The organism is Frankia sp. CoBUL1 (assembly GCF_978021245.1).
Genome location: NZ_CDXDOS010000017.1, coordinates 1 through 20623, shown reverse-complemented (window position 1 = coordinate 20623; position 20623 = coordinate 1). Strand labels below are relative to the sequence as shown.

The window sequence follows — 20623 nt, the reverse complement described above, 5'->3', positions numbered from 1 at the left end:
GGCCATCTCTTCACGAAGAGCGACACCACGCCAGCCAGGACGGCCCATCCAACTACTCTGAGTGTCAGATTGAACTCGCTTAGATCGGGGGCTACGGTCGCCGCGTGCCCGCTCACCTGCGCTCGCTGGTCATCGTGGGCGCGGGAGGGCACGGCCGGGAGCTGCTCGATCTGGTGGAGGCGGTCAACGCGGCCACCGAGGGGCCCCGCTACGACATCCTCGGCTTCGTCGATGACGACCGTGTGGACCCGGATCCACTCGCCCGGCGCGGAGCCGTTCTCCTCGGTGGGCTCGACCTACTCGATCGACTTGACGCCGACTACCTGATCGGCTTCGCCGACGCGGCCACCCGGTCCCGCGTCGACCGGTACGCCAGCGCCCGCGGCCGACGACCGGCGACCCTCGTCCACCCCCGGGCCAGCGTCGGAGGTGACGTGAAGCTCGGGCCGGGTACCGTCGTCTGTGCTCTCGCCAGCATCACCACCAACGTCGAAACCGGTCGGCACGTAGTGGTGAACATCGGCGCCAGCGTGGCGCACGACTGCCGCCTGGGTGACTACGTCACGGTCGCGCCGGGGGCCCGGCTCTCCGGTGCGGTGGCCGTCGGCGCGCGGGCGTGGATCGGCGCGCAGGCGAGCATCGTCGGCCTGCGCAGCATCGGCGACGGGGCGGTTGTGGGAGCTGGGTCCGTCGTCACCGACGACATCCGGGCCGCGCAGGTCGTCGCCGGGGTGCCCGCCCGGCCGATCCACGTCGCACCCGGGCACGTCGCACCCGGGCAGCTGCAACCCGACCAGCCGCAACCCGAGTCGGGTGGAGCACGCACGACGGCGAGGCTCGCCAAACCTCCGCCCAGTCAGCGGGGCGCCCCACCGTGCGGCTGATCCGCACCCCTGACCCGGCTGCGTCCAACGGGCCCGGCGGCACCGTCTCGGGCTCTACGATCAGCGTGTGGAGCGATGGTTCAACATGTCGGGTTGCGACAACGCACGAGATCTGGGTGGGCTGCCCACCCTGGACGGTGCAACCACCCGATGGGGGGTATTCCTGCGCACCGACTCCGTCCAGGCCCTGACGGACGGTGACGTGCTCACGCTGCGGGAGACATTCGGGCTACGCATGGTCATCGACCTACGGGCCAAGGAGGAAGCGGAGCGGGAGGGCCGCGGGCCGCTCGCCTACGAACCGGTCACTTACCACAATCTGTCCTTTCTCCCCGGTGAATGGGTGATGCCGGACGACCCGCGCTACCCTGCCATCGTCAAGGACCGCGACTCAGCCGACCGGATCGAGCACTACCTGGACTACCTGCGCCTGGCCGGGGACTCGGTGGCCAGGGCGCTGCGCCTGCTGGCCCAGCCGACGGCGGGCCCGGCCCTGTTCCACTGCGCGGCGGGAAAGGACCGTACCGGCGTGCTCGCGGCCCTGCTCCTCAGTCTCGTCGGCGTGCACCCCGAGGCGATCGTCGCCGACTACGTCCAGACGAACGAGCGCATCGACCGGGTCAACGCCCGCCTGGCCGACCGACCGTCCTATAACCACTCGGTGATCTTGCTCACCTCGGGCCACCTGGCTTGCCGGCCCGAGGTCATGCGGGGCTTCCTGGCCGGTGTCGACGCCGGTTGGGGCGGTCCCGCGGCCTGGGCTCGGCACGCCGGTCTCACCGAGACCGACCTGCGGTCACTGCGCACGGCCCTGGTTGGATAGCTTCGCGTGGACGAAGACCCCCGGGACCTGGCATGACGACGTGGGCAACGGGACATCCCCGATCCCGGGGACGGACTGTGCGGATGATCAATGGGGTGCCCGCACGTTCTACCGTTGCATGTGAGCGTCCAATGGCGCTCTCATGCCGCCTTACCTCTCGGCGAGGCGCCCCGAGTCTGACCGGCCGAAGCCGCGCTCGGTTCCCGCTTCTTAGCCACCTGCCCGCTCGTGCGGGTCTTACGGTCGGCTCCACGGGCGTTTACCATCTCCGACGCACTGGCTGCGACGAGGTTGTGCAGGTTGATCGCGGCGTTGTGGTCACGGTCGAGTACCAGCCCGCAGGACTGGCAGGTGAACGTGCGCTCGGACAGCGCCAGGCTTGGGTTTCGCCAGCCACAGCCGGAGCAGGTCTTCGAGCTGGGATACCAGCGGTCGGCGACGACGAGCGTCGATCCGTACCAGCGGGTCTTGTAGGCAAGCTGGCGCCGGGTCTCCGCCATGCCGGCGTCGGCGACCGCGCGGGCGAGCCGCCGGTTACGGACCATTCCCGCGACGTGCAGGTCCTCGACGACGACCGTGTCGTGGGCCTTCGCGAGCCGGGTCGTGAGCTTGTGCAGCCCGTCGCGCCGCTGCTGGGCGACCCGGGCGTGGATGCGGGCCAAGGCGGCGGCCCGCCGCCGCCGGCTGCCGCTGCCCGGCTTGGACAGGGCGTAGGCCCGCGACGTCTTGCGCAGGCGACGCAGCGAGGCGGCGAGCCGTTTCGGGCTGGCGATGGTCTCACCTGTCGACAGCACCGCGAGGTGCTTCACGCCCACCTCGACGCCCACCGGGCCGGCGGCGCGTTGCCGCCGGGATGGCTGGACGGGAATCTCTCGCTCGACCTCGACGGTGAACGACACGTACCAGCGGCCTGCCGTGCGGGATACCGCCGCGCCCAACAGCCGGGCGCGGCCGTTGCCGAGGCGTCCGGTGAGGGCGCCCATCGGCTCGTGAACCTTGGCCCGGCCGATGCGGGGCAGCTTGACGTGCAGGTCGCCGACCGGCCCGTAGGCGCCGGTGGTGTAACGGAAGCTGTCGCGGGCCTTGCCCCGCCTCTTGAACCTCGGGAAGCCGACCCGCCGTCCTTTGCGCTTGCCGTTGCGGGAGTCGGTGAAGTTCTTCAACCCACGGGCGAGCTGGTCAAGCCCGGCCGAGAACGCCTCCTTCGAGCACTCCGCCCACCACGGCGCAACGTCGCCCTTGGTTGCATTCCACGCCAGCCGCAGCGCCGGGAGTGTCCACGGCACCGAGGTGAGCAAATCACCGGCCAGGCCGTACGTCTTCTCGGCGTCCCGCTGGGCGAGCGCCGCCTTCACCCGGGCCAAGCCCCAGTTGTAGGCGAACCGGGCCGCCCCCGCATGCCTGCGCAGGCCCGCAAGCTGGACGCCGTTCGGGTCGAGCGCGAACCGGTACGCCTGCAACGTCGTCATTCGGCTGCCTCGGTGGCGGCGGCGACCGCACGCGTGGCACGGTTCACGGCGGCCCGACGACCGTACAACCGGGCGCACAGCGACGTCAGGATCTCGGTGACGTCGCGCACCAGGTCGTCGTCGACCTCGGCCGGGTCGACGACCAGCAGCCGCCGGCCCTGCGCCGACAGCGCCGCTTCGACATACTCGGCGCCGAACCGGGCGAAGCGGTCGCGGTGCTCGACGACGATGGTCGCCACCTGCGGGTCGCGCAGCAGCGCGAGGAACTCCCGCCGGTGGCCGTTGAGTGCCGAGCCGACCTCGGTGACGACCTTGCCGACGGCCATGCCCTGCCCGGCTGCCCAGGTCGTGATCCGTGCGACCTGCCGGTCAAGGTCGGCCTTCTGGTCGGCGGACGACACCCCGGCGTACACCGCTGTGACGCCGGCCGGTGCCGGTCGCGCCTCGACGTCACCGACGAGGATCAGTCGGCCAACCCGGCGGGTGGGGACGGGGAGTGTGCCTTCGCGGTGCCAGCGGCGCGCCGATGTGTATGACACGCCCTGCGACTCGGCCCACTCCTTGAGGTTCACATGGTCACTATACACCTCCAAGGGACGCTAGATGACGCTCGGCAGGCAGCAGCTTTCACCCCTGGCCGCGTTCATCGTCATCACCCTGATGAGCGGCTGCGGCGTGCTGCGGTACCCCCACGTCGACGTGCCCGACGATCTGGTCCCGGTCTTCCGGTCCGCGGCGGCGACCTACGGTGTCCTGACCGCCGCGCAGCTCGCGGCGCAGGCCCGGGTGGAGAGCAAGTTCGACGCGCAGGCGGTCTCGCGCGCCGGCGCCCGGGGCATCATGCAGTTCCTCCCCACCACCTGGGCCGAGTTCGGGATCGACGGTAACCACGACGGGATCACCGACCCACTCGACCCGCTCGACGCCATCCCGTCCGCGGCCTTCTACGAGGCCCGGCTCGCCCAGGAGGTCGGGTATCTACCCGGTGACCGGGTCTCGCTGATCCTCGCCGCCTACAACGCCGGCCCGGACGCCGTGCGAACCGCCGGGGGCATCCCCGACTTCCAGGAGACCAGGGCCTACGTGACAAAGGTCCACGACTGGGCGGCCACCTACTCCGACCGGCTCTGACGCCCGGCGACCGGCAGACGCCCGGCGACCAGCAGAGTCGTGGCGATGGCTCACAGGACCCGAAGTGCCTCGCCGGCCACGGCAACCTCGTCCCCCGGCGCGAGCTGCCGGCCCCGCCGGGTCTCGACCTCCCCGTTGACCCGCACCATCCCGCCCGCGAGCAGCTCCTTCACCTCGGATCCGGCCTCGACCACATCCGCGAGCTTGAGGAACTGCCCCAGCCGTATCCCGTCTCCACGAATGCTCACCTCGCGCATGCCCGCAGCATCCCGCATCGCCTCCGCTCCCACGCCTACTCCTGCTCCTGCTCCTGTGGCCTTTCCCGCCTCGACACCATCCCCGTTCGGTGAATTCCACGCCCGGGACCAGGCCCGACCGACCGGGGCATCCCGACCGATCAGGACCGGGCCCCCATCCGCACCACCCGTCGGAGCCACATGACGGGGCCGGCAACATGACGGGACCGGCAATACACAGGGTGCGGGACGGCTGAGGCATGCTGACGGACGTGGCAGCCTCCTCCTCGGATTCCTCCTCGGACACAGTGACTGGGACAGCCCGCCTTGAACCGGGAGCGCCCCCCGTCCGGACACCGGCAGGCGAGATCGAGCCGAGCCCCGAAACCGAGCCGGTGCCGGAGCAATCCGTCGACTACCCGGAGCCGCGTATCCCCGATCTGGGCAACCCGTGGTCGGCCGGCGGGGCCAGCCCCAGACCCGTCGGCGACCAGGCCCGACCCACATCGACCGGGAGCACATCCGGCGGAGAAAGCACCAGCGAGGTGATCCGCCGGGTGGAACGGTCGAGCGGGATGCTCGCATCCCGGGCGGCGGCCCGGATGGCGGAGGCGCTGCCCTGGTTCCCGGCCATGTCGGCGAGTCACCGCGCCGGAATTCAGCTCGTGGTGCAGGCCGGCATCTCGTCGTTCGTGGAGTGGTGCCGGCGGCCCGAACACGCCCGGGATCTGTCCGAGGACGTCTTCCGGGTCGCCCCGCGGGAACTCGTCCGCGCCGTGACCTTCCGCCGACTCGTCGATCTGGTCCGGGTCGCGGTGGAGGCGATCGAGGCCGAGGTGCCGAACCTGGCCGGCCCGGAGCACGAACAACGGCTGCTCGCCGATGTCCTGCGTTACTCCCGTGACATCGCGTTTGCCGGCGCGGTCGTCTACGCCCGCGCCGCCGAGGAACGCGGTGCCTGGGACGCCCGGCTGGAGGCGCTGGTCGTCGACCACGTGGTCCGGGGCGAGGTCGACCGGGCGCTGCCGTCACGGGCGGCCGCGGTGGGCTGGCGTAACCCGCCGTCCGTCACCGTCATCGTCGGCACGGCCGGGAGCAACTCGCCGGAGGTGGTGGTCGATGAGGTGCACCGGCTCGCCCGCATGGCCCAGCTGGAGGTTCTCGCCGGGGTCCACCACGATCGCCTGGTGATGGTGGTAGGCGGGAATTTCACTGCCGGCAGGGACGGCATCGGCCGTCCCGAGATGACCCTCCAGCCGGAGAACAGCGTCGAACCTCCCGCCACCGCGGGTACCCGCCCGGCCGGCGGCACCGCGCCAGTGAACACCGTCCTCGACGCGGCCCGGGCACTGCTTCCCGCCTGCGGGCCGGGCCCGGTGGTGGTCGGCCCGGTGGTCGGTGACCTGACCGGGGCACCGCACGCGGCGCGGGTCGCCCTCGCCGCCACGGACGTGGTCGCCGCCTGGCCGGCCGCACCCCGGCCAGTCATGGCCCGCGCTCTGCTCCCGGAACTCGCCCTCGCGGGGAACGTCGACGCCCGGCGGGCGCTCATCGACGAGGTGTACGCCCCGCTGCGCGACGCCGGTACCCCGCTGCTGGAGACCACCGGGGCCTATCTCGACTTCGGCTCGTCGCTGGAGGCGACGGCCCGGGCGCTGTATCTCCACACCAACACGGTCCGCTACCGACTCCGTAAGGCCGCCGAGGTGTGCGGGCTGGATCCGGCGGACCACCGCGAACGCTTCATCCTGCATATTGCGCTCGTTCTGGGACGCCTCGACGGTGTGTTACCTACAGGCAAAACATGATCATTCAAGTCGTCCCACGACCCTCTCACCCCCGCGCGAGAATGGTCACATCGAACTACTTTGCAGGTCCGTCATGCCATTCCAGGCCGATGTCGGCGTCGCGCAGCAACGTCCGATCCAAACAGATCGGCTTGTAGGACACCTACAACAGCCGGTCGACACATCGGTGAGTGGCCGCCAGCGACAACCGGTCCTCGTGAGGGGTTAGGTGAAGAGGTGCTCGCGATCCTCGCGCCCGGCCAGGGTGCACAGACCCCCGGACAGCTCCGCGCCTGGCGCGGTCTCGAGGGGGCGGAAGAACGGCTGCGCTGGTGGTCCGCCGCAGTCGGGATCGACCTGCTCGAAGCCGGGTGCGAGGCGCCCGCCGAGACGATCCGGGATACGGCGATCGCCCAGCCGTTGATCGTCGCGAGCGGGCTGATCGCGGCCGAACAGCTTGGGCTGCCGGTCACCTCCCCGGTCGGACCGGACACCCTGGTGCTGGCCGGTCACAGCGTCGGCGAGATCACCGCCGCGGCCCTCACCGGCACCCTCACTGCCGAGGAGGCCCTCGTCCTGGTGGCCCTGCGGGGACGCGCGATGGCCGAGGCGTCCGCCCGGGTCGAGACCGGCATGACGGCGCTGCTCGGCGGTGATCCCGAGGCGGTGGCCGCCCGGTTGAGTGAACTCGGCCTGACCGCCGCCAACCGCAACGGTGCCGGGCAGATCGTCGCCGCCGGCACCGCCCGCGACCTCGCCCGGCTCGCCGCGGAGCCGCCCGCGGGTGTCCGGCTGCGTCCCCTGTCCGTCGCCGGCGCCTTCCACACCCGGCACATGTCCTGCGCGCGCGACGCGCTGGCCGCGGTCGCGGGCGGCCTCCGGCCCGGGGTACCGCGGGCCGCCGCGCTGTCCAACGCCGACGGGGCGATCGTCACCGACCCGGCCGAGCTGATCAGCCGGCTGGTGGCCCAGGTCGCGGCGCCGGTCCGGTGGGACCTGTGCCTCGCGACGCTGCGCGATCTCGGGGTCGGTGCGGTCATCGAACTCCCCCCGGCCGGCGCTCTCGCCGGGATCGCCCGCCGGGAACTGCCCGGTGTCACGATCCACGCGGTGAAGAGCCCCGACGACCTGCCCGCGGCCCGCGAGCTGGTCGCCGAGTACCTCGGCGCCGAACTCCTGAGCGCGGTCCCGGCGAGCCTGGCAAGCCTGGCGGACCCAACCCCCGGAACTCCACCGGGCTCGACGACGGACGACGCCCTGGTGGGAGCGCTGGCATGACCGAGCTGACCGGTGCCCGCATGCTCGGCCTCGGCGTCTACCGTCCGGCCCGGGTGGTGACCAACGACGAGATCGCCCAACGGGTCGACACCTCCAACGCCTGGATCCAGGCCCGTACCGGCATCGCCAGCCGGCGTATCGCCGACGACGAGGAAACCATCGTCGCGATGGGCGCCGCGGCCGCGGAGAAGGCGCTCGCCGCCGCCGGCCTCACCGCCGACTCGATCGATCTGGTGATCGGGGCGACCTGTACCTCTCCCTCCCAGATCCCGGGTGCCGGTCCGCAGATCGCCCATCGCATCGGGGCCGGCCGGGCCGGGGCGTTCGACATCAACGGCGCCTGCGCCGGTTTCAGCTACGCGGTGTCGACGGCCGCCGACATGGTGCGCGCTGGCACCCTGCGCAACGTGCTCGTGGTGGCCACCGAAAGGCTGTCGGACTACACCAACTGGGACGATCGCAGCACCTGCATCCTGCTCGCCGACGGTGCCGGAGCAGTCGTGATCGGCCCGGCGGAGACCAACGAGATCGGCCCGGCGGTCTGGGGGCACGACGGATCCCGGCCCGAGACGATCCAGGTCCCCGGCTACGGCGACAACTCCTTCCGCATGGAGGGCCAGGCGGTGTTCCGCTGGGCGATCTCCCTGGTCCCGGTTCTCCGCCAGATCTGCGAGCAGGCCGGCGTGGCACCCGAGGACCTCGCGGGTATCGTTCCGCATCAGGCTAACCTGCGGGTCGTCGAAGCGTTGGTGACGGGTATCGGCGCTACGAACGCCGCCGTTGCCCGCGATGTGGTCGACGCCGGCAACACCTCCGCCGCAAGCATTCCGCTGGGACTCAGCCGGTTGCTGGAGAGCGGCGAGATCCGCCGGGGAGACCCGGTGCTGCTGTTCGGCTTCGGTGCCGGCCTGACCTACTGCGGGCAGCTCGTGCGCTGCCCCTGACAACCTCGACCAACCCTCGACCAACCCTCGACACCGCACCGTGACCGTCCCGCACCGCACTGCGGCGAGGCGTCCGATGACCATCAGCCCGACCACGCCCCTGATCCAGGCGCCCGCGCTTCCGCGCTGGTACACGGCAGCCCCGCGCACCACCCGCCACCGACCGACAACATCCCATCAGGAGGAACGATCATGTCCCAAGCTGACATCCTCGCCGGTCTTGCCGTCATCCTCGAAGAGGTCGCCGGTGTCGACCCGGCCGACGTGACGGCCGACAAGACCTTCATCGACGACTTGGACGTGGACTCGCTGTCCATGGTCGAGGTGGTCGTCGCCGCGGAGGAGAAGTTCGGGGTGAAGATCCCGGACGACGACGTGAAGACCCTCAAGACCGTCGGTGACGCGGTCTCCTACATCCAGCGGGCGGGTGTCGCGGCGTGACCACGACCCCCAGGCAGGTCGTCGTCACCGGCCTCGGGGCTACTACTCCCCTCGGTGGCGATGTCGCCTCGACGTGGGAGGGTCTGCTCTCGGGCCGCTCCGGCGTCCGGCGTCTCACCGAGGGCTGGGTCGAGCAGCTCCCGGTCCATATCGCCGCGCCGCTGGCGGTCGAGCCGCCGCTGGGTCGGGTCGAGGCTCGTACCCTCGACCGCAGCCAGCAGATGGCTCTGACCGCCGCGCGTGAGGCGTGGGCTGACGCGGGCTCACCCGAGGTCGACCAGGAACGCCTCGCCGCGTGTGTGGCCTCGGGGATCGGGGGCGTGCTCACCCTGCTCCACCAGCATGACGTGATCCGGGAGAAGGGCCCCCGGCGGGTATCCCCGCACCTGGTGCCGATGCTCATGCCGAACGGCCCGGCCAGCACCGTGGGCCTGGCGTTCGGCGCGAAGGCGGGGGTGCACGCCCCGGTCAGCGCGTGCGCCTCCGGCTCGGAGGCCATCGCGCTGGCGCTGGACATCATCCGGGCCGGGCGCGCCGACGTCGTGATCGCCGGCGGTACCGAGGCGGCGATCTCGGCGCTGACCATGGCCGGCTTCGCGCAGATGCAGGCGCTGTCCCGCCGCAACGACGCACCCGAGGCCGCCTCCCGTCCGTTCGACAAGGCACGGGACGGCTTCGTGCTCGGCGAGGGCGCGGCAATCCTCATCCTCGAGGCGGCCGAGCACGCGGCCGCCCGCGGTGCCCGGGTCCACGGCACCCTGGCCGGCGCCGGCATCAGCTCGGACGCCTACCACATCGCCGCGCCGGAGCCGACCGGTGCCGGCGCGGCCCGGGCGATCCGGGCGGCGCTGCGGTCCGGCTCGTTGGAACCCCGTGACGTCGTCCACGTCAACGCCCACGCCACGTCCACCCCCGCCGGTGACGCGGCGGAGGCGCTGGCGTTGCGCAGCGCCTTCGGCGACCACATCGACGAGATCGCGGTGACGTCGACCAAGTCGACCACCGGGCACCTGCTCGGTGCCGCCGGCGCGGTAGAGGCCGTGTTCAGCGTCCTGGCGCTGCGGGAGCACCTGGTTCCCGCGACGCGCAACCTCGACGCTCTCGACGACGAGATCGCGCTCGACGTCGTGCGGATCGACAACCGGACCATCCGCCCGGGCACCGCGCTGTCGAACTCGTTCGGGTTCGGCGGTCACGACATCTGCCTGGCCTTCACCGCCTGACCGCCGGCCGGCCGGTCGGCTGGTCAGACGTCCACCGCCCGCACCACCACCAACCGATGTCACCCGCGGCGGCGCCGGCCACCCCACCGCCGCCGCGGCACCGCCCGCCGTTTCGGCGAGCGTCATGGTCGCCGGACCGAGTGCCCAGCGGAAGCCGGCGCATACCACAGGTGGTCGCGTATCGGCCTCCTGCGAAGCAGTCCGACGCCGCTCAGGCAAGGAGACGCACGGTGAGTCTGTCCACGATCGACCGAGTCGACCCCCGCACACCTCAGGCTCGGCTCGCCCGGTTTTTCGATCCAGACACCCTGTCGCTGTTCGCGGTCGGCGACCCGTCCGGAGTCGTTGCCGGGCAAGGGCTTGTCGGCGGGAACGAGGTTGTCGCCTTCGCGACAGATCCGACGGTACAGGGTGGCGCGATGGGGCGCGACGGCTGTGCCCGCATCGTTCATGCCATCGAGTCCGCCGTCCGGATGAACTGCCCGGTCGTCGGGATCTGGCACTCGGGAGGCGCCCGGCTTCAGGAGGGTGTCGCCTCGCTTGACGGAGTCGGCCGGATCTTCGCCGCCACGGTGCGGGCCTCCGGTCGGATCCCGCAGCTCTCGCTCGTGCTCGGGGCCGCCGCCGGCGGAGCCGCCTACGGGCCAGCCCTGACCGACATCGTCATCATGGGCCCAGGGGCGAAGGTGTTCGTCACCGGCCCGGACGTGGTGCGTTCGGTGACCGGTGAGGAATGCACCGCCGACAGCCTGGGTGGGCCGGACGTGCACTCCAGGCGCAGCGGCGTCGTGCACGTGACCTGCGACTCCGAGGACGAGGCCGTCGAGCGGACCCGGGCGGTCGCGGTGCTGCTGGCCGATCAGCGCGACATCGGCCCCGTCACCGGACGCGAGCTCGGGGAACTGCTGCCCGACAATCCTCGGCGGGCCTACGACGTGCGCCCGCTCGTGAAGGCGGTGCTCGACGACGAGGACGAGGCCGTCGAGCTCCACCCGAGGTGGGCGCCGAACATCGTGACGGTGCTGGGACGCCTCGGCGGACGTACCATCGGGGTGGTCGCGAACAACCCGCTGCGCCGTGGTGGATGCCTCGACGCGACCTCGGCCGAGAAGGCCTCCCGGTTCGTCCGGATGTGCGACTCCTTCGGTGTTCCGTTGGTCGTGCTCGTTGACGTGCCCGGTTACCTGCCGGGTGTGGGCCAGGAATGGGAAGGCGTGGTCCGGCGGGGAGCGAAGCTGCTCTACGCATTCTCCGAATGCACCGTGCCGCGCGTCACCGTCGTGACCCGCAAGGCGTACGGCGGAGCGTACATCGCGATGAACGCCAGCAGCCTGGGCGCGACCGCCGTGTATGCCTGGCCGACCGCCCAGGTCGCCGTCATGGGCGCCGAGGCCGCCGTCGGCATTCTGCACCGTCGCAAGCTCGCCGAGGTTCCGGCCCAGCGCCGCCCCAGCGTCCTGGCGGAGCTGACCGAGGAGCACATCCGCACCGTCGGTGGCATCGACCGCGCCGTGGAACTCGGCGTCGTCGACGCGGTCGTCACCCCCGCCGCCACCCGGGGCGCGGTTGCCTCCGCCCTCGCCGACGCGCTGACCCGTTCCCGCACCGACAAGAACGTGCACGGCAACATCCCCCTGTAACATCCGGATCCCTGTTATCAGAGCCATTCTGTTACGAGAGTCCACCCTGGAGGAAAATGTTTACCTGATGCGAAATAACGATCTGCCGGCCGGCGTTGCCCTCCCTGGAGGTGCACGTATGACCCTGCAGATGGAGAAGGTAGCCGGTTCGGCATCGAAGGCGCCCGGTGGCACGTTCGCTGCCCTGCGGGTGCCGAACTTCCGGCTCTTCCTCGGCGGCCAGATCGTTTCACTCTGCGGGACATGGATGCAGACCATCGCCCTCGGCTGGCTGGTCCTCTCGCTCGGCGCCTCCGGCACGGCGCTCGGCCTGGTCACCGCCGCCCAGTTCCTGCCGGTGCTGTTCTTCGGGCCCTACGGCGGTCTGCTCGCCGACCGGACGGACCGGCGCCGCCTGCTGATCTGCACGCAGGTGGGCTCCGGACTCGCCGCGCTGGCGCTGGGCATCCTCGACCTCACCGGTACGGCCCAACTCTGGATGGTCGGGGTGGCCGCCGCGCTCATCGGCCTGTGCAACGCCGTTGACAACCCGGCCCGGCAGAGCTTCGTCCAGGAGATGGTCGGGCCGGAGCACCTTCCGAACGCGGTCACCCTGAACTCGGTCGCGATAAACGCGGCGCGCATCGTCGGCCCGGCGATCGCCGGCGTCGTCATCGTGCTCGCGGGCACCGCCGGCTGTTTCCTCATCAACGCGGCCTCCTTCGGCGCGGTCCTGTTCGCCCTGCACCGCATGGACATCTCAGCGCTGTACGATCATCCGCCGATACACCGGGCGCCGGGGCAGCTGCGGGCCGGCTTCGCCTACGTGCGCCGCACGCCGGCGCTGCGCGTACCGTTGGTCATGATGGTGATGATCGGCACGCTGTCCTACGAGTTCCAGGTCGTGCTGCCGCTCCTGGCCCGGGAGACCTTCGGGGGCACCGCGGCCACGTACAGCCTGATGACCTCGGCCATGGGGGCGGGCGCGGTCGTCGGCGGCCTGCTGGTCGCCCGCCGCCGGATTGGGCCCCGGGCACTGAGCCTGACCGCGATGACCTTCGGTGTCATCCTGCTGCTCGCCGCCGCCGCGCCGACGCTGCCGCTCGAGATCGCGACGATGGTGCTGCTGGGCGCGACGAGCGTCGCCTTCATCTCGACCGGGAACGCCACGGTCCAGCTCGCGGCCGACCCGGCGATGCGTGGGCGGGTGATGGCGCTGTGGTCGGTCGCGTTCCTCGGCACAACGCCGGTCGGCGGCCCGATCGCCGGCTGGGTCGCCCAGGCCTTCGGCGCGCGCGCCGGGTTGCTCCTGGCCGCGGGTGCGGCCATCGGCGCGGCGTTGTACGCCTTCGGCTCCCTTCGGGCCACGGCCGTGAAAGACATGGCCGTGAAAGGCATGCGCCCGGACCCGGGTCGGCTCAGTCCGATCCGGCCGCGGGTGCCGCCTCGGCAGGGCTGACGGCCGCCCGGCCGAGGTCGGGGAGCGTGTGCAGCTCATGGGTCTGCCCGCGATGAGCCTGGACCGCGTTGGAGTGATAGCTCTCGGCGACAGCAAGGAAGTCGGGCTCGTGGTAACGGCGGCCGTCGACGGTGGGGCCCAGGTACCCCTCCATGATGGCCTCCACATCCTCACCGGTGATCGTCTTGTGGGTCTCCAGCGCGTGGGTGAGGGCCAGGATCTCCCGCCGGTTCGCGGCGAGCACCTCCTCGGTACGGGCATAGAGCTCCCGAAGTTTGCCCTCGACCTGCTCGCCGAACGGCCGGTCGGCGTCGATGGAGGCGTTACCCATCTCCTGTTCCAGCATGGACAGGCGCGAGGCCAGGGTCTCCCCCATCGCCGCCGAGGAGATGAAGTTGGCCACGAGCAGGGTCGCGCTGCGCAGGTCGCCGCCGACACCGACGGTGTTGTCCCCCTCGAAGAACATCCGTTCGCCGACGAGCGAGGCGAGGGAGACCATCACCTGCACCTCGATCTCGGACTTCCACATGAACATGCGGTCCTCGACCGCGACGTGCGCCACGAACCCGCCGACGCCACCGCGGCGTTCGATGGTGGCGAGGTCGATCACCCGCCCACGCTGCATCCGGTAGGCGACGACGGCGTGGCACGCCTCGTGCAGGGCGATGCTGTGCCGTTCCCGGTCGATGTGCTCGTGGTCGTCGGCGAGGCCGTATTCCTTGATCACCCTGGCCCGGAGCATGTCCTGCCAGGTGATGACCTCCCGGCCGTCCTTCACCGCCTGGACCAGGGCCTCGTTGACGGTGTCCTTGATGGTCGCCCCGGTGGCCTCCGGGCTCATGATGGCCAGCCGGTCGATCTGATCCGGCGTGAGCTCGTGGCGCACCTTCGACAGATAGCCCTCGAAGGTGCGGATCCGGCCCTCCTTGCTGGGATAGCCCACCTTGTACTGCCGGTCGATGCGGCCGGGGCGCAGCAGCGCCTCGTCAAGCGACTGCGGCATGTTCGTCGCCATCATGACGAGGATGCGGTATTTGGGCGGTGGCTTGGGCCGCATGCCCAACGTCCGGCGCACCACCCGGTTGAGGAAGCCCCGCGGCTTCTTCAGGCCGGACATCTCGGTGAGCAGCGCCTGCAGGGTGCCGTCGAAACCGCCGCCGCCCCCGCCCATCACGAACTGCTCACGGGTGATCTCCGCGCGGGCCGCCTCGCTCAGGTAGGACAGGCCGTTGCACAGGTCCCCCGGACCGCCCTCGCCCACCGATCCGGGCCGGCCGGCGAACCGGCGGCCGGCGCCGGTCGGGAACGCACTCGCCGAGACCCGTCCTGCCGGGGCCGCGCTCACCGGGACGAATGCGGGCGACCCGGAACGGGCGAACCACGACCGGGCACCGGTTCCGGCCCCGCGGCCGAATCCCCCGGCGAGCTGACCCCGGCTCCCCAGCGTGTCGGCCTCGTCAAAGAAGACGATCACCCCGCCATAACGCAGGGAGAGCTTGCGCAGCTTGCGGAACAGCGATTTCACCTTGAGGATGCCGACCCCGATGAACATCGCTTGGAAGGCGCCCGGGTCGACGAACACGAAGGGCTTCCCGGTCTCTCCCGCGACCGCCTCGGCGATGAGGGTCTTGCCGGTGCCCGGCGGCCCCCAGAGCAGGATACCGCCGGGAACATGACCACCCCGGCTCTCGATCTCCTCCGGCCGCTCCAGGTAGAAAACGTTCTCCTTCACCCGGCTGACAACGTGGTCCTGCCCCCACACGTCGGCGAAGCGGGTAGTGATGTCCTCGGGGAAGTAGACGTCGACGCCGCCCTTGGACAGGAACCAGAACATCACGACGAACTGGCCGACGACGAGGGTCATGAGCAGGACGATCTGCAGGACCGCCGGGATGGCCTTCCAGACGGCGCCGGGGACGTTCACCATCGCGTCGAAGACCGAGGTATCGGCCAGGCGGGCGTAGACGAACAGGGCGAGCGCGGCCCCGACGATCCACTTCAGCGCACGGCTGACCCGGTACCGGTTCCAGTCGTTGAGCCGCAGCAACCGACGCTCGGCCTGCCCGAAGACCCGATCGGTCCAGAAGACGTAGTAGCCCGACCACCGTTCGCCCAGGAACATGTGGAGCTGGTGCACCAGTTCCACGCCCAGCAGGGCCAGGATCCACCAGCTGTTCCTGGCCTGGATGCGGATCGAGTCAGCCCACATCATCAACGGGTTGCCGGACACGTCGGCCGCCACGACGAAGACGAAGACCGCCCCGAGCAGGAGCAGGAACTTCACCCGGTCCCAGAAGGCGAGGGGACGGCGGCGTGGCTTGCCGGCGGTCGCGCTCGCCGGCTTCGCATCCGTGCCACCGGGGTCGGGACCAGCCAGACCGGTGGCATTCGGCTTCGGGTCCCCGCCGTCGGCGGTCCCACCTGCCTGGTCTCTCACGCCCATGACTACTGACCTCGGTCCGTCGGCTCGATCGTGAAGGACTTGGCGACATCGCCGATCTGCTGACCATGCGTGGCGTAACACAACGACGAACACGCGAGGATCAGCTGGTAGAGCACTCGCTGCCCGTTGTCGAGCAGGCTCGTCTGGTCAATGGTGACCAGCCCGGCCTGGGTCTGCACCTGGTAAATGAGGTGCACCCCGTGCACACCATCCTTCTTGTGCACAACCTCGTCCGCGAGTAGCAGGAAGTTCGGCGTCAGCCGCGCACCGTAGGGGTTCTGCCGCACGGCCTGCTCCTGCGCGGCCACCGCGTCGTCGACGGAGAGGACGAAGTTGCGCAGATCGTTGGTGGAGACCGCGTTGGCCTCCTCCGGGAGCAGGTGGCGAACCTGGACGAACCCCTTCGGCTGCGTTGCGTCCGGCACAAGGAGCCGGGTGTTGTCGAACCGCTGGGCCGCGTCGATGCCGACGACCCATTCCCGCGACATGAGACCGCGCAGCATCTCGGGGCTGACATTGCGGGCGTCGATCCCGAAAAGCGCAGGTCCGGGCATCTCCTGGTGATTCCACCCGGTCGGGACACGCACAAACGCGCCGTCCTTCTTGTTGGTTACGTATTCGTAACTCGGTGAGCCGCAGGCAGCGGCGGCGAGGAACACCGAGACGATTACGCCGAGCAGCAGCAGGGTGCCAGGGGCGGACTTTCGGCGCGGACGTGTCATCCGACGTCGAGCCTCCACGGCGAACCTCCAGCTTCGCGAGGTTGAACACATGGTGCGGCGCCGGGCCATGGTCCTTTGCTTTCCTTCGAAAAGTGTGACTCAGGACGGGGTCGACCTACGCAACCTTCGCCAAAAAGAGAGGAAGTACATACCCTCCGCTGTCGGATGCTCCGGGTGCCCGACGCCACTCCGGCACGCCGAACCCCGATTCGGTGACCACGGGAGTCAAGGCAATCACAATAAGTCATAATCTGCCTGTGGGGCAACACGAACGCCAACCTGGAGGTGGACGCCGCTGCCCGGGCCTCGGATCGGCGTGTGCGGCATACCCCGATCCCCCCGTGGTCGAACCAACGTCCCCGGGCATACCGCACGCCTCCTCCAGATCGGGCACCGGGCCGGGCCCCGGGCCGGGCGAAACGCCATCCCGGGTGAGGCACCGTGGCCGCACTCGGGCGGTGCGGCCACGGTCGGGCCGAACGCGGCATCCCAGGCACACTGTCGGTATGGCCCACTATCGGCATGGTCGTAAGGTTCCCGCGCTTCGTCCCGCGCGGCGGCACCTCATCGGCGGACTGACGGTGGTCGCGGTGTTCGTCCTGGTGGGGCTGGCCGCCTGGAACCCGATCGCGGCCCTGCCAGCACTCGCCGCGATCATCATACTCGGTGTGATCGACTGGGTCGTCGTGACGGCCTCCCCCACCTCCGGAGACCTGCCCTCCGGACCTGCCGCGTTCACCGGGGACGAACCCGGCTGGGAGGGCGGGATGGACACACCGACGCAGGTGCTGCCGCGACTGACCTTCGGATACGCGCGGGCGTCGGCGCGTGGCGAGGAGTACGCGGAGCCGGACCAGGACGCGGTGCGCACCATGGCGATCGACATGCGCGGCTACCTCGACGAGGCGGGTCCGGGCCGGATGGGCTGAGCGGGTCCGGTCCCCGCCCGCGCCAGGAGGCCAAGCACGGCCGACGTCGCCGCGCGCGCCGCCGCGGCCTCCCGCTCACCATCCGTACCCCCCTCGCCTCCGCCCTCCTCACCGTGGGCACCGCCCGCGTTCCGGCCGGCGGCCAGACCAACCAGGAACGCGGTGAGTGGCGCCGCGGGACGCGCGACCCCGTGGGCGACGTCGCGCGCGAGATCGAGAACAGCGCCCACGTCGATCCGTGCCGCGTCGAGGCCGAGCTCGGCGCAGACGTCCGACACCCACTGCGCCAGGACGTCCCGCTCCAGGAGGTTCTTGTCCCGAACGTTCTTGTCCCGAACGTTGCCGGCACCCGAGCCGACGGCCGCGGCGGGCGGCGGGCGATGACGTCCGGCCTCCGGGGGCGGCGGATCCGCCGAAGCCCGATGATCGGACCGCGACTGGTGATCAGGCTGCTGGTCATCGGCGGAGGTCATAGGTCCATCGTGCCGGGCCGGGCCACGCTCCCCCACCGCGGCCCAGCTGCGGGCCCGCGCCACATCCGCCGGTTCGTCGCAGTCGAGGCAGGTCCGGGCGGGCGCCCGGACCGCGGTCACCGGACGGTCTGCGAACAGGCCGCGCACCGGGCGCCCGATCGGATCGGCGGGTAGCGCCGCCCACAGCGAGGCCGTCCGCCACACCGCGGCCAGAAACTGCCGGCGACCGTCCGGGTCGACCAGCAGCGCGGCCTGCGCCGCGGGGTCCGCGACCCCACGGCGCAGCAGCGCGATCTCCCGGCCGGTCAGGAACGGCAGGTCGGCGGCGAGGACGGCGACGAACGGTGTGGTGATCTCGACAAGGCCGGCGGCGATCGCCGCGACCGGTCCCCCGCCGGGCGGATCCTCCCGACACCAGCGCACCCGACCAGGCGGAATCGGAGCGACGGCCAGGTCACGCCGGGGACCGACGATGACCACCCGTTCGGCGTCCAACACCGCGGACAGCACCCGCTCGAGCAGGGTGGAACCGCCGACCATCACCGCCGGCTTGTCCCGGCCGCCGAGCCGGCGCGCCCCACCCCCGGCCAGCACCAGGGCACTCCAACCCGCGGGGACACCGGCATGCGACCCGGACCTGGCCACCGTCATCCGCCGATCGCGGACATCGGCCGGTCCGGCTGCCGAAAGGTCGGTTCGTCGATGCCGTGCCCCGCCTTCTTGCCCCGCACGGCCGCCCGCCACAGAGCCGCGAGCCGCTCGTCGTCCGCGCCGGCACGCATGGGGGTCCGCAGATCGCTCTCCCGCCGGGCGAACAGACAGTCACGCACCTGGCCGTCAGCGGTCAGCCGGACCCGGTCACAGGCCGCGCAGAACGGCGCCGACACCGAGGCGATCACCCCCACCCGCCCGGGCCCACCGTTCACCTCGAACAACTCGGCGGGCGCACTGCCGCGGCCCGGCAGCGGCGTGAGGGTGAACTCCGCCCGCAGGCAGGCAAGGATCTCGCCGGCCGTCACCATCGTGTCCCGACGCCACGCATGCTGCGCATCCAGCGGCATCTGCTCGATGAACCGCAGCTCGTAGCCCTCCCGCAGACACCAGCGCAGTAACCGGGGGGCTTCGTCGTCGTTGACGCCCCGAACGAGGACGCTGTTGACCTTGACCGGGGTGAGCCCGCTCGCGGCGGCGGCGGACAGTTCTGCCAGCACGTCACCGAGCCGCTCCCGGCGGGTGATCCGGACGAACCGGTCCGCGTCCAGCGTGTCCAGGGAGACGTTGATCCGGTCCAGACCGGCGGCCCGCAGCGGGCCCGCCAGGCGGGCCAGGATCAGACCATTCGTGGTGACGGACAGTTCGGGCCGCGGCCGCAGGGCCGCGAGCCGCGCCACCAGCTCCACCAGACCCGGACGCAGCGTGGGCTCACCGCCGGTGAGGCGAATCTCGGTCACGCCGAGCCGCCCAACCGCGACGCCAACCAGCCGGACTACCTCGTCGTCGGTCAGCATCCGCTCACCAGGAAGCCACGCGAGTCCCTCGGCCGGCATGCAATAGGTACACCGGAGGTTGCAGCGGTCCGTCAACGACACCCGCAGGTCCGTCGCGATGCGACCATGGGTGTCAGTGAGGCTCATTCCTCCAGGGTAAGAGCCGTTCGTCTGAGTCGCGGCTCGTCCCGAGTCGGGCCACGCGGCGGCGGACTCACCGGCGGGACGCGATCGGGACGGAGGGGCCACGACGTGGGCAGTCGGACCGTGGCCGCCCCGATCGCCTGCGAGACTACAACTCGTGCGGTCGACGGACGTCCGCGGTCACTGGGCGGCGGTTCGGCCCACGGCACCGCGGCGGCACCGGCGGCGGGGTCGGCGAGGTCGGCAGGGTCGGCGAGGTCAGAACATCGGTAGGGGAGGGCTCGGCGATGCAGGTCTTCGGGGTTGACGTCGGCGGAAGCGGAATCAAGGGCGCTCCGGTCAACGTCGAGGACGGGTCGCTGGCTGCGCCCAGGTTCCGGCTGGCGACTCCGCAGCCGGCCGAGCCCACCGCGGTGGCCGCGACCGTGGCGGAGGTGGTTGGCCGCTTCGGCTGGTCGGGACCGGTGGGAGCCACCCTGCCCGCAGTGGTCAAGAACGGGATGGCGCTCACGGCGGCGAACATCGCCCCGTCCTGGATCGGCACCGACGTGGTGTCCCTGTTCGCCGAGGCGCTGGGCGGGTCGGCCGCCGCCACGGGCCCGGTGGACATCACCGTGATGAACGACGCGGACGCGGCGGGCATCGCCGAGATGACCTTCGGCGCCGGACGCGACACCACCGGCCTGGTCGTCGTGACGACGTTCGGAACCGGGATCGGTACCGCGCTGTTCCTCCACGGCCAGCTCGTGCCCAACACCGAACTCGGCCACTTGGAGATCTCCGGGCACGACGCGGAGACCAGGGCGTCCGATGCGGCCCGGGAACGCGAGGGCCTCTCCTGGGAGAAGTGGGCCAAGCGGGTGACCAGGTACCTCAACACCATCGAGGCGCTGCTCTGGCCCGACCTCATCATCATCGGTGGTGGGGTGAGCAAGAGAGCGGACAAATATCTCGACCAGCTCGAGGTGCGTACCCGAGTGATCCCCGCGCAACTCCAGAACGAGGCGGGCATCGTCGGCGCCGCCATCTCCGGCCTGGTCGACCAGAACCGGCCCCGACCGGCTGCCCGGCCCGCCCGCCGCCGAGGTCCCGCGACCCGCCCCCCGGGCGGCAGGCGACCATAATCCACCG

The 20623-nt window shown here is 71.1% G+C and carries 19 protein-coding genes; 12 read left to right on the top strand and 7 right to left on the bottom strand.

Annotated elements, in window-relative coordinates; genetic code table 11:
- The first annotated feature begins 104 nt into the window (after nucleotides 1-104).
- Together AC08OX_RS03320 and AC08OX_RS03315 are read left to right on the top strand one after the other, a co-directional pair.
- A complete protein-coding gene (locus AC08OX_RS03320) occupies nucleotides 105-884 on the top strand; it encodes a NeuD/PglB/VioB family sugar acetyltransferase (protein ID WP_476606446.1) in 780 nt (259 codons plus the stop codon).
- A gap of 67 nt (nucleotides 885-951) precedes the next feature.
- Nucleotides 952-1707 carry a tyrosine-protein phosphatase gene (locus AC08OX_RS03315; protein ID WP_476606445.1) on the top strand — a complete coding sequence of 252 codons (756 nt, stop codon included), beginning with the start codon at nucleotides 952-954 and terminating at the stop codon, nucleotides 1705-1707.
- A gap of 140 nt (nucleotides 1708-1847) precedes the next feature.
- Here the strand turns inward: AC08OX_RS03315 and tnpB are convergent, their stop codons facing one another.
- Nucleotides 1848-3176 carry an IS607 family element RNA-guided endonuclease TnpB gene (gene tnpB / locus AC08OX_RS03310; RefSeq protein ID WP_476606444.1) on the bottom strand — a complete coding sequence of 443 codons (1329 nt, stop codon included), beginning with the start codon at nucleotides 3174-3176 and terminating at the stop codon, nucleotides 1848-1850.
- The gene (locus tag AC08OX_RS03305) at nucleotides 3173-3748 is read right to left on the bottom strand and encodes an IS607 family transposase (protein ID WP_476606456.1); all 576 of its coding nucleotides are present in this window, start codon (nucleotides 3746-3748) and stop codon (nucleotides 3173-3175) included. The genes tnpB and AC08OX_RS03305 overlap by 4 nt, the downstream gene beginning before the upstream one ends.
- 31 nt (nucleotides 3749-3779) lie before the next feature.
- Between AC08OX_RS03305 and AC08OX_RS03300 the strand changes: the two genes are divergently transcribed.
- Entirely contained in the window at nucleotides 3780-4307 is a 528-nt protein-coding gene (locus tag AC08OX_RS03300) for a lytic transglycosylase domain-containing protein (RefSeq protein WP_476606443.1), read from the top strand.
- Between the two features lie 50 nt (nucleotides 4308-4357).
- Here AC08OX_RS03300 and AC08OX_RS03295 read toward each other — a convergent pair whose 3' ends face one another.
- A complete protein-coding gene (locus AC08OX_RS03295; protein WP_173645788.1) occupies nucleotides 4358-4564 on the bottom strand; it encodes an RNA-binding S4 domain-containing protein in 207 nt (68 codons plus the stop codon).
- A 239-nt stretch (nucleotides 4565-4803) separates the two neighbouring features.
- On the opposite strand from AC08OX_RS03295, the gene AC08OX_RS03290 reads away from it, so the two are divergent.
- The 7 genes from AC08OX_RS03290 to AC08OX_RS03260 all read left to right on the top strand — a co-directional run bounded on the left by AC08OX_RS03290 (nucleotide 4804) and on the right by AC08OX_RS03260 (nucleotide 13294).
- The gene (locus tag AC08OX_RS03290; protein WP_476606442.1) at nucleotides 4804-6351 is read left to right on the top strand and encodes a PucR family transcriptional regulator; all 1548 of its coding nucleotides are present in this window, start codon (nucleotides 4804-4806) and stop codon (nucleotides 6349-6351) included.
- A gap of 216 nt (nucleotides 6352-6567) precedes the next feature.
- Nucleotides 6568-7608 carry an ACP S-malonyltransferase gene (locus AC08OX_RS03285; protein WP_476606441.1) on the top strand — a complete coding sequence of 347 codons (1041 nt, stop codon included), beginning with the start codon at nucleotides 6568-6570 and terminating at the stop codon, nucleotides 7606-7608.
- On the top strand, nucleotides 7605-8552 hold the full coding sequence (locus AC08OX_RS03280) for a beta-ketoacyl-ACP synthase III (protein WP_476606440.1): 948 nt from the start codon (nucleotides 7605-7607) through the stop codon (nucleotides 8550-8552). The genes AC08OX_RS03285 and AC08OX_RS03280 overlap by 4 nt, the downstream gene beginning before the upstream one ends.
- A gap of 192 nt (nucleotides 8553-8744) precedes the next feature.
- On the top strand, nucleotides 8745-8993 hold the full coding sequence (locus tag AC08OX_RS03275; protein ID WP_011437861.1) for an acyl carrier protein: 249 nt from the start codon (nucleotides 8745-8747) through the stop codon (nucleotides 8991-8993).
- Nucleotides 8990-10216 carry a beta-ketoacyl-ACP synthase II gene (gene fabF, locus AC08OX_RS03270; RefSeq protein ID WP_476606439.1) on the top strand — a complete coding sequence of 409 codons (1227 nt, stop codon included), beginning with the start codon at nucleotides 8990-8992 and terminating at the stop codon, nucleotides 10214-10216. The genes AC08OX_RS03275 and fabF overlap by 4 nt, the downstream gene beginning before the upstream one ends.
- Nucleotides 10217-10446: 230 nt before the next feature.
- On the top strand, nucleotides 10447-11856 hold the full coding sequence (locus AC08OX_RS03265; RefSeq protein ID WP_476606438.1) for an acyl-CoA carboxylase subunit beta: 1410 nt from the start codon (nucleotides 10447-10449) through the stop codon (nucleotides 11854-11856).
- A 118-nt stretch (nucleotides 11857-11974) separates the two neighbouring features.
- A complete protein-coding gene (locus AC08OX_RS03260; protein WP_476606437.1) occupies nucleotides 11975-13294 on the top strand; it encodes an MFS transporter in 1320 nt (439 codons plus the stop codon).
- Here AC08OX_RS03260 and AC08OX_RS03255 read toward each other — a convergent pair.
- Nucleotides 13254-15737: an AAA family ATPase gene (locus AC08OX_RS03255; protein ID WP_476606436.1), complete on the bottom strand. Its 2484-nt coding sequence runs from the start codon at nucleotides 15735-15737 to the stop codon at nucleotides 13254-13256. The genes AC08OX_RS03260 and AC08OX_RS03255 overlap by 41 nt on opposite strands.
- Before the next feature lie 2 nt (nucleotides 15738-15739).
- On the bottom strand, nucleotides 15740-16459 hold the full coding sequence (locus AC08OX_RS03250; protein ID WP_476606435.1) for a hypothetical protein: 720 nt from the start codon (nucleotides 16457-16459) through the stop codon (nucleotides 15740-15742).
- Between the two features lie 506 nt (nucleotides 16460-16965).
- Here AC08OX_RS03250 and AC08OX_RS03245 point away from each other — a divergent pair.
- Nucleotides 16966-17388, top strand: coding sequence for a hypothetical protein (locus AC08OX_RS03245; RefSeq protein WP_476606434.1), 423 nt, complete (start codon nucleotides 16966-16968; stop codon nucleotides 17386-17388).
- Here the strand turns inward: AC08OX_RS03245 and AC08OX_RS03240 are convergent.
- Both AC08OX_RS03240 and moaA read right to left on the bottom strand, forming a co-directional pair.
- Entirely contained in the window at nucleotides 17352-18512 is a 1161-nt protein-coding gene (locus AC08OX_RS03240; protein WP_476606433.1) for an NTP transferase domain-containing protein, read from the bottom strand. The genes AC08OX_RS03245 and AC08OX_RS03240 overlap by 37 nt on opposite strands.
- On the bottom strand, nucleotides 18509-19495 hold the full coding sequence (gene moaA, locus AC08OX_RS03235) for a GTP 3',8-cyclase MoaA (RefSeq protein WP_476606432.1): 987 nt from the start codon (nucleotides 19493-19495) through the stop codon (nucleotides 18509-18511). Before moaA ends, AC08OX_RS03240 begins: the two co-directional genes overlap by 4 nt.
- 284 nt (nucleotides 19496-19779) lie before the next feature.
- On the opposite strand from moaA, the gene ppgK reads away from it, so the two are divergent.
- Nucleotides 19780-20616 carry a polyphosphate--glucose phosphotransferase gene (gene ppgK / locus AC08OX_RS03230; RefSeq protein ID WP_476606431.1) on the top strand — a complete coding sequence of 279 codons (837 nt, stop codon included), beginning with the start codon at nucleotides 19780-19782 and terminating at the stop codon, nucleotides 20614-20616.
- Nucleotides 20617-20623: the final 7 nt, after the last annotated feature.

Coding starts and splice junctions, on each gene's coding strand:
- ppgK (WP_476606431.1), top strand. CDS start 19,780: ATGCAGGTCTTCGGGGTTGACGTCGGCGGAAGCGGAATCAAGGGCGCT.
- AC08OX_RS03240 (WP_476606433.1), bottom strand. CDS start 18,512: ATGACGGTGGCCAGGTCCGGGTCGCATGCCGGTGTCCCCGCGGGTTGG.
- moaA (WP_476606432.1), bottom strand. CDS start 19,495: ATGAGCCTCACTGACACCCATGGTCGCATCGCGACGGACCTGCGGGTG.
- tnpB (WP_476606444.1), bottom strand. CDS start 3,176: ATGACGACGTTGCAGGCGTACCGGTTCGCGCTCGACCCGAACGGCGTC.
- AC08OX_RS03275 (WP_011437861.1), top strand. CDS start 8,745: ATGTCCCAAGCTGACATCCTCGCCGGTCTTGCCGTCATCCTCGAAGAG.
- AC08OX_RS03255 (WP_476606436.1), bottom strand. CDS start 15,737: ATGGGCGTGAGAGACCAGGCAGGTGGGACCGCCGACGGCGGGGACCCG.
- AC08OX_RS03250 (WP_476606435.1), bottom strand. CDS start 16,459: ATGACACGTCCGCGCCGAAAGTCCGCCCCTGGCACCCTGCTGCTGCTC.
- AC08OX_RS03295 (WP_173645788.1), bottom strand. CDS start 4,564: ATGCGCGAGGTGAGCATTCGTGGAGACGGGATACGGCTGGGGCAGTTC.
- AC08OX_RS03245 (WP_476606434.1), top strand. CDS start 16,966: ATGGCCCACTATCGGCATGGTCGTAAGGTTCCCGCGCTTCGTCCCGCG.
- AC08OX_RS03290 (WP_476606442.1), top strand. CDS start 4,804: ATGCTGACGGACGTGGCAGCCTCCTCCTCGGATTCCTCCTCGGACACA.
- AC08OX_RS03260 (WP_476606437.1), top strand. CDS start 11,975: ATGACCCTGCAGATGGAGAAGGTAGCCGGTTCGGCATCGAAGGCGCCC.
- AC08OX_RS03280 (WP_476606440.1), top strand. CDS start 7,605: ATGACCGAGCTGACCGGTGCCCGCATGCTCGGCCTCGGCGTCTACCGT.
- AC08OX_RS03300 (WP_476606443.1), top strand. CDS start 3,780: ATGACGCTCGGCAGGCAGCAGCTTTCACCCCTGGCCGCGTTCATCGTC.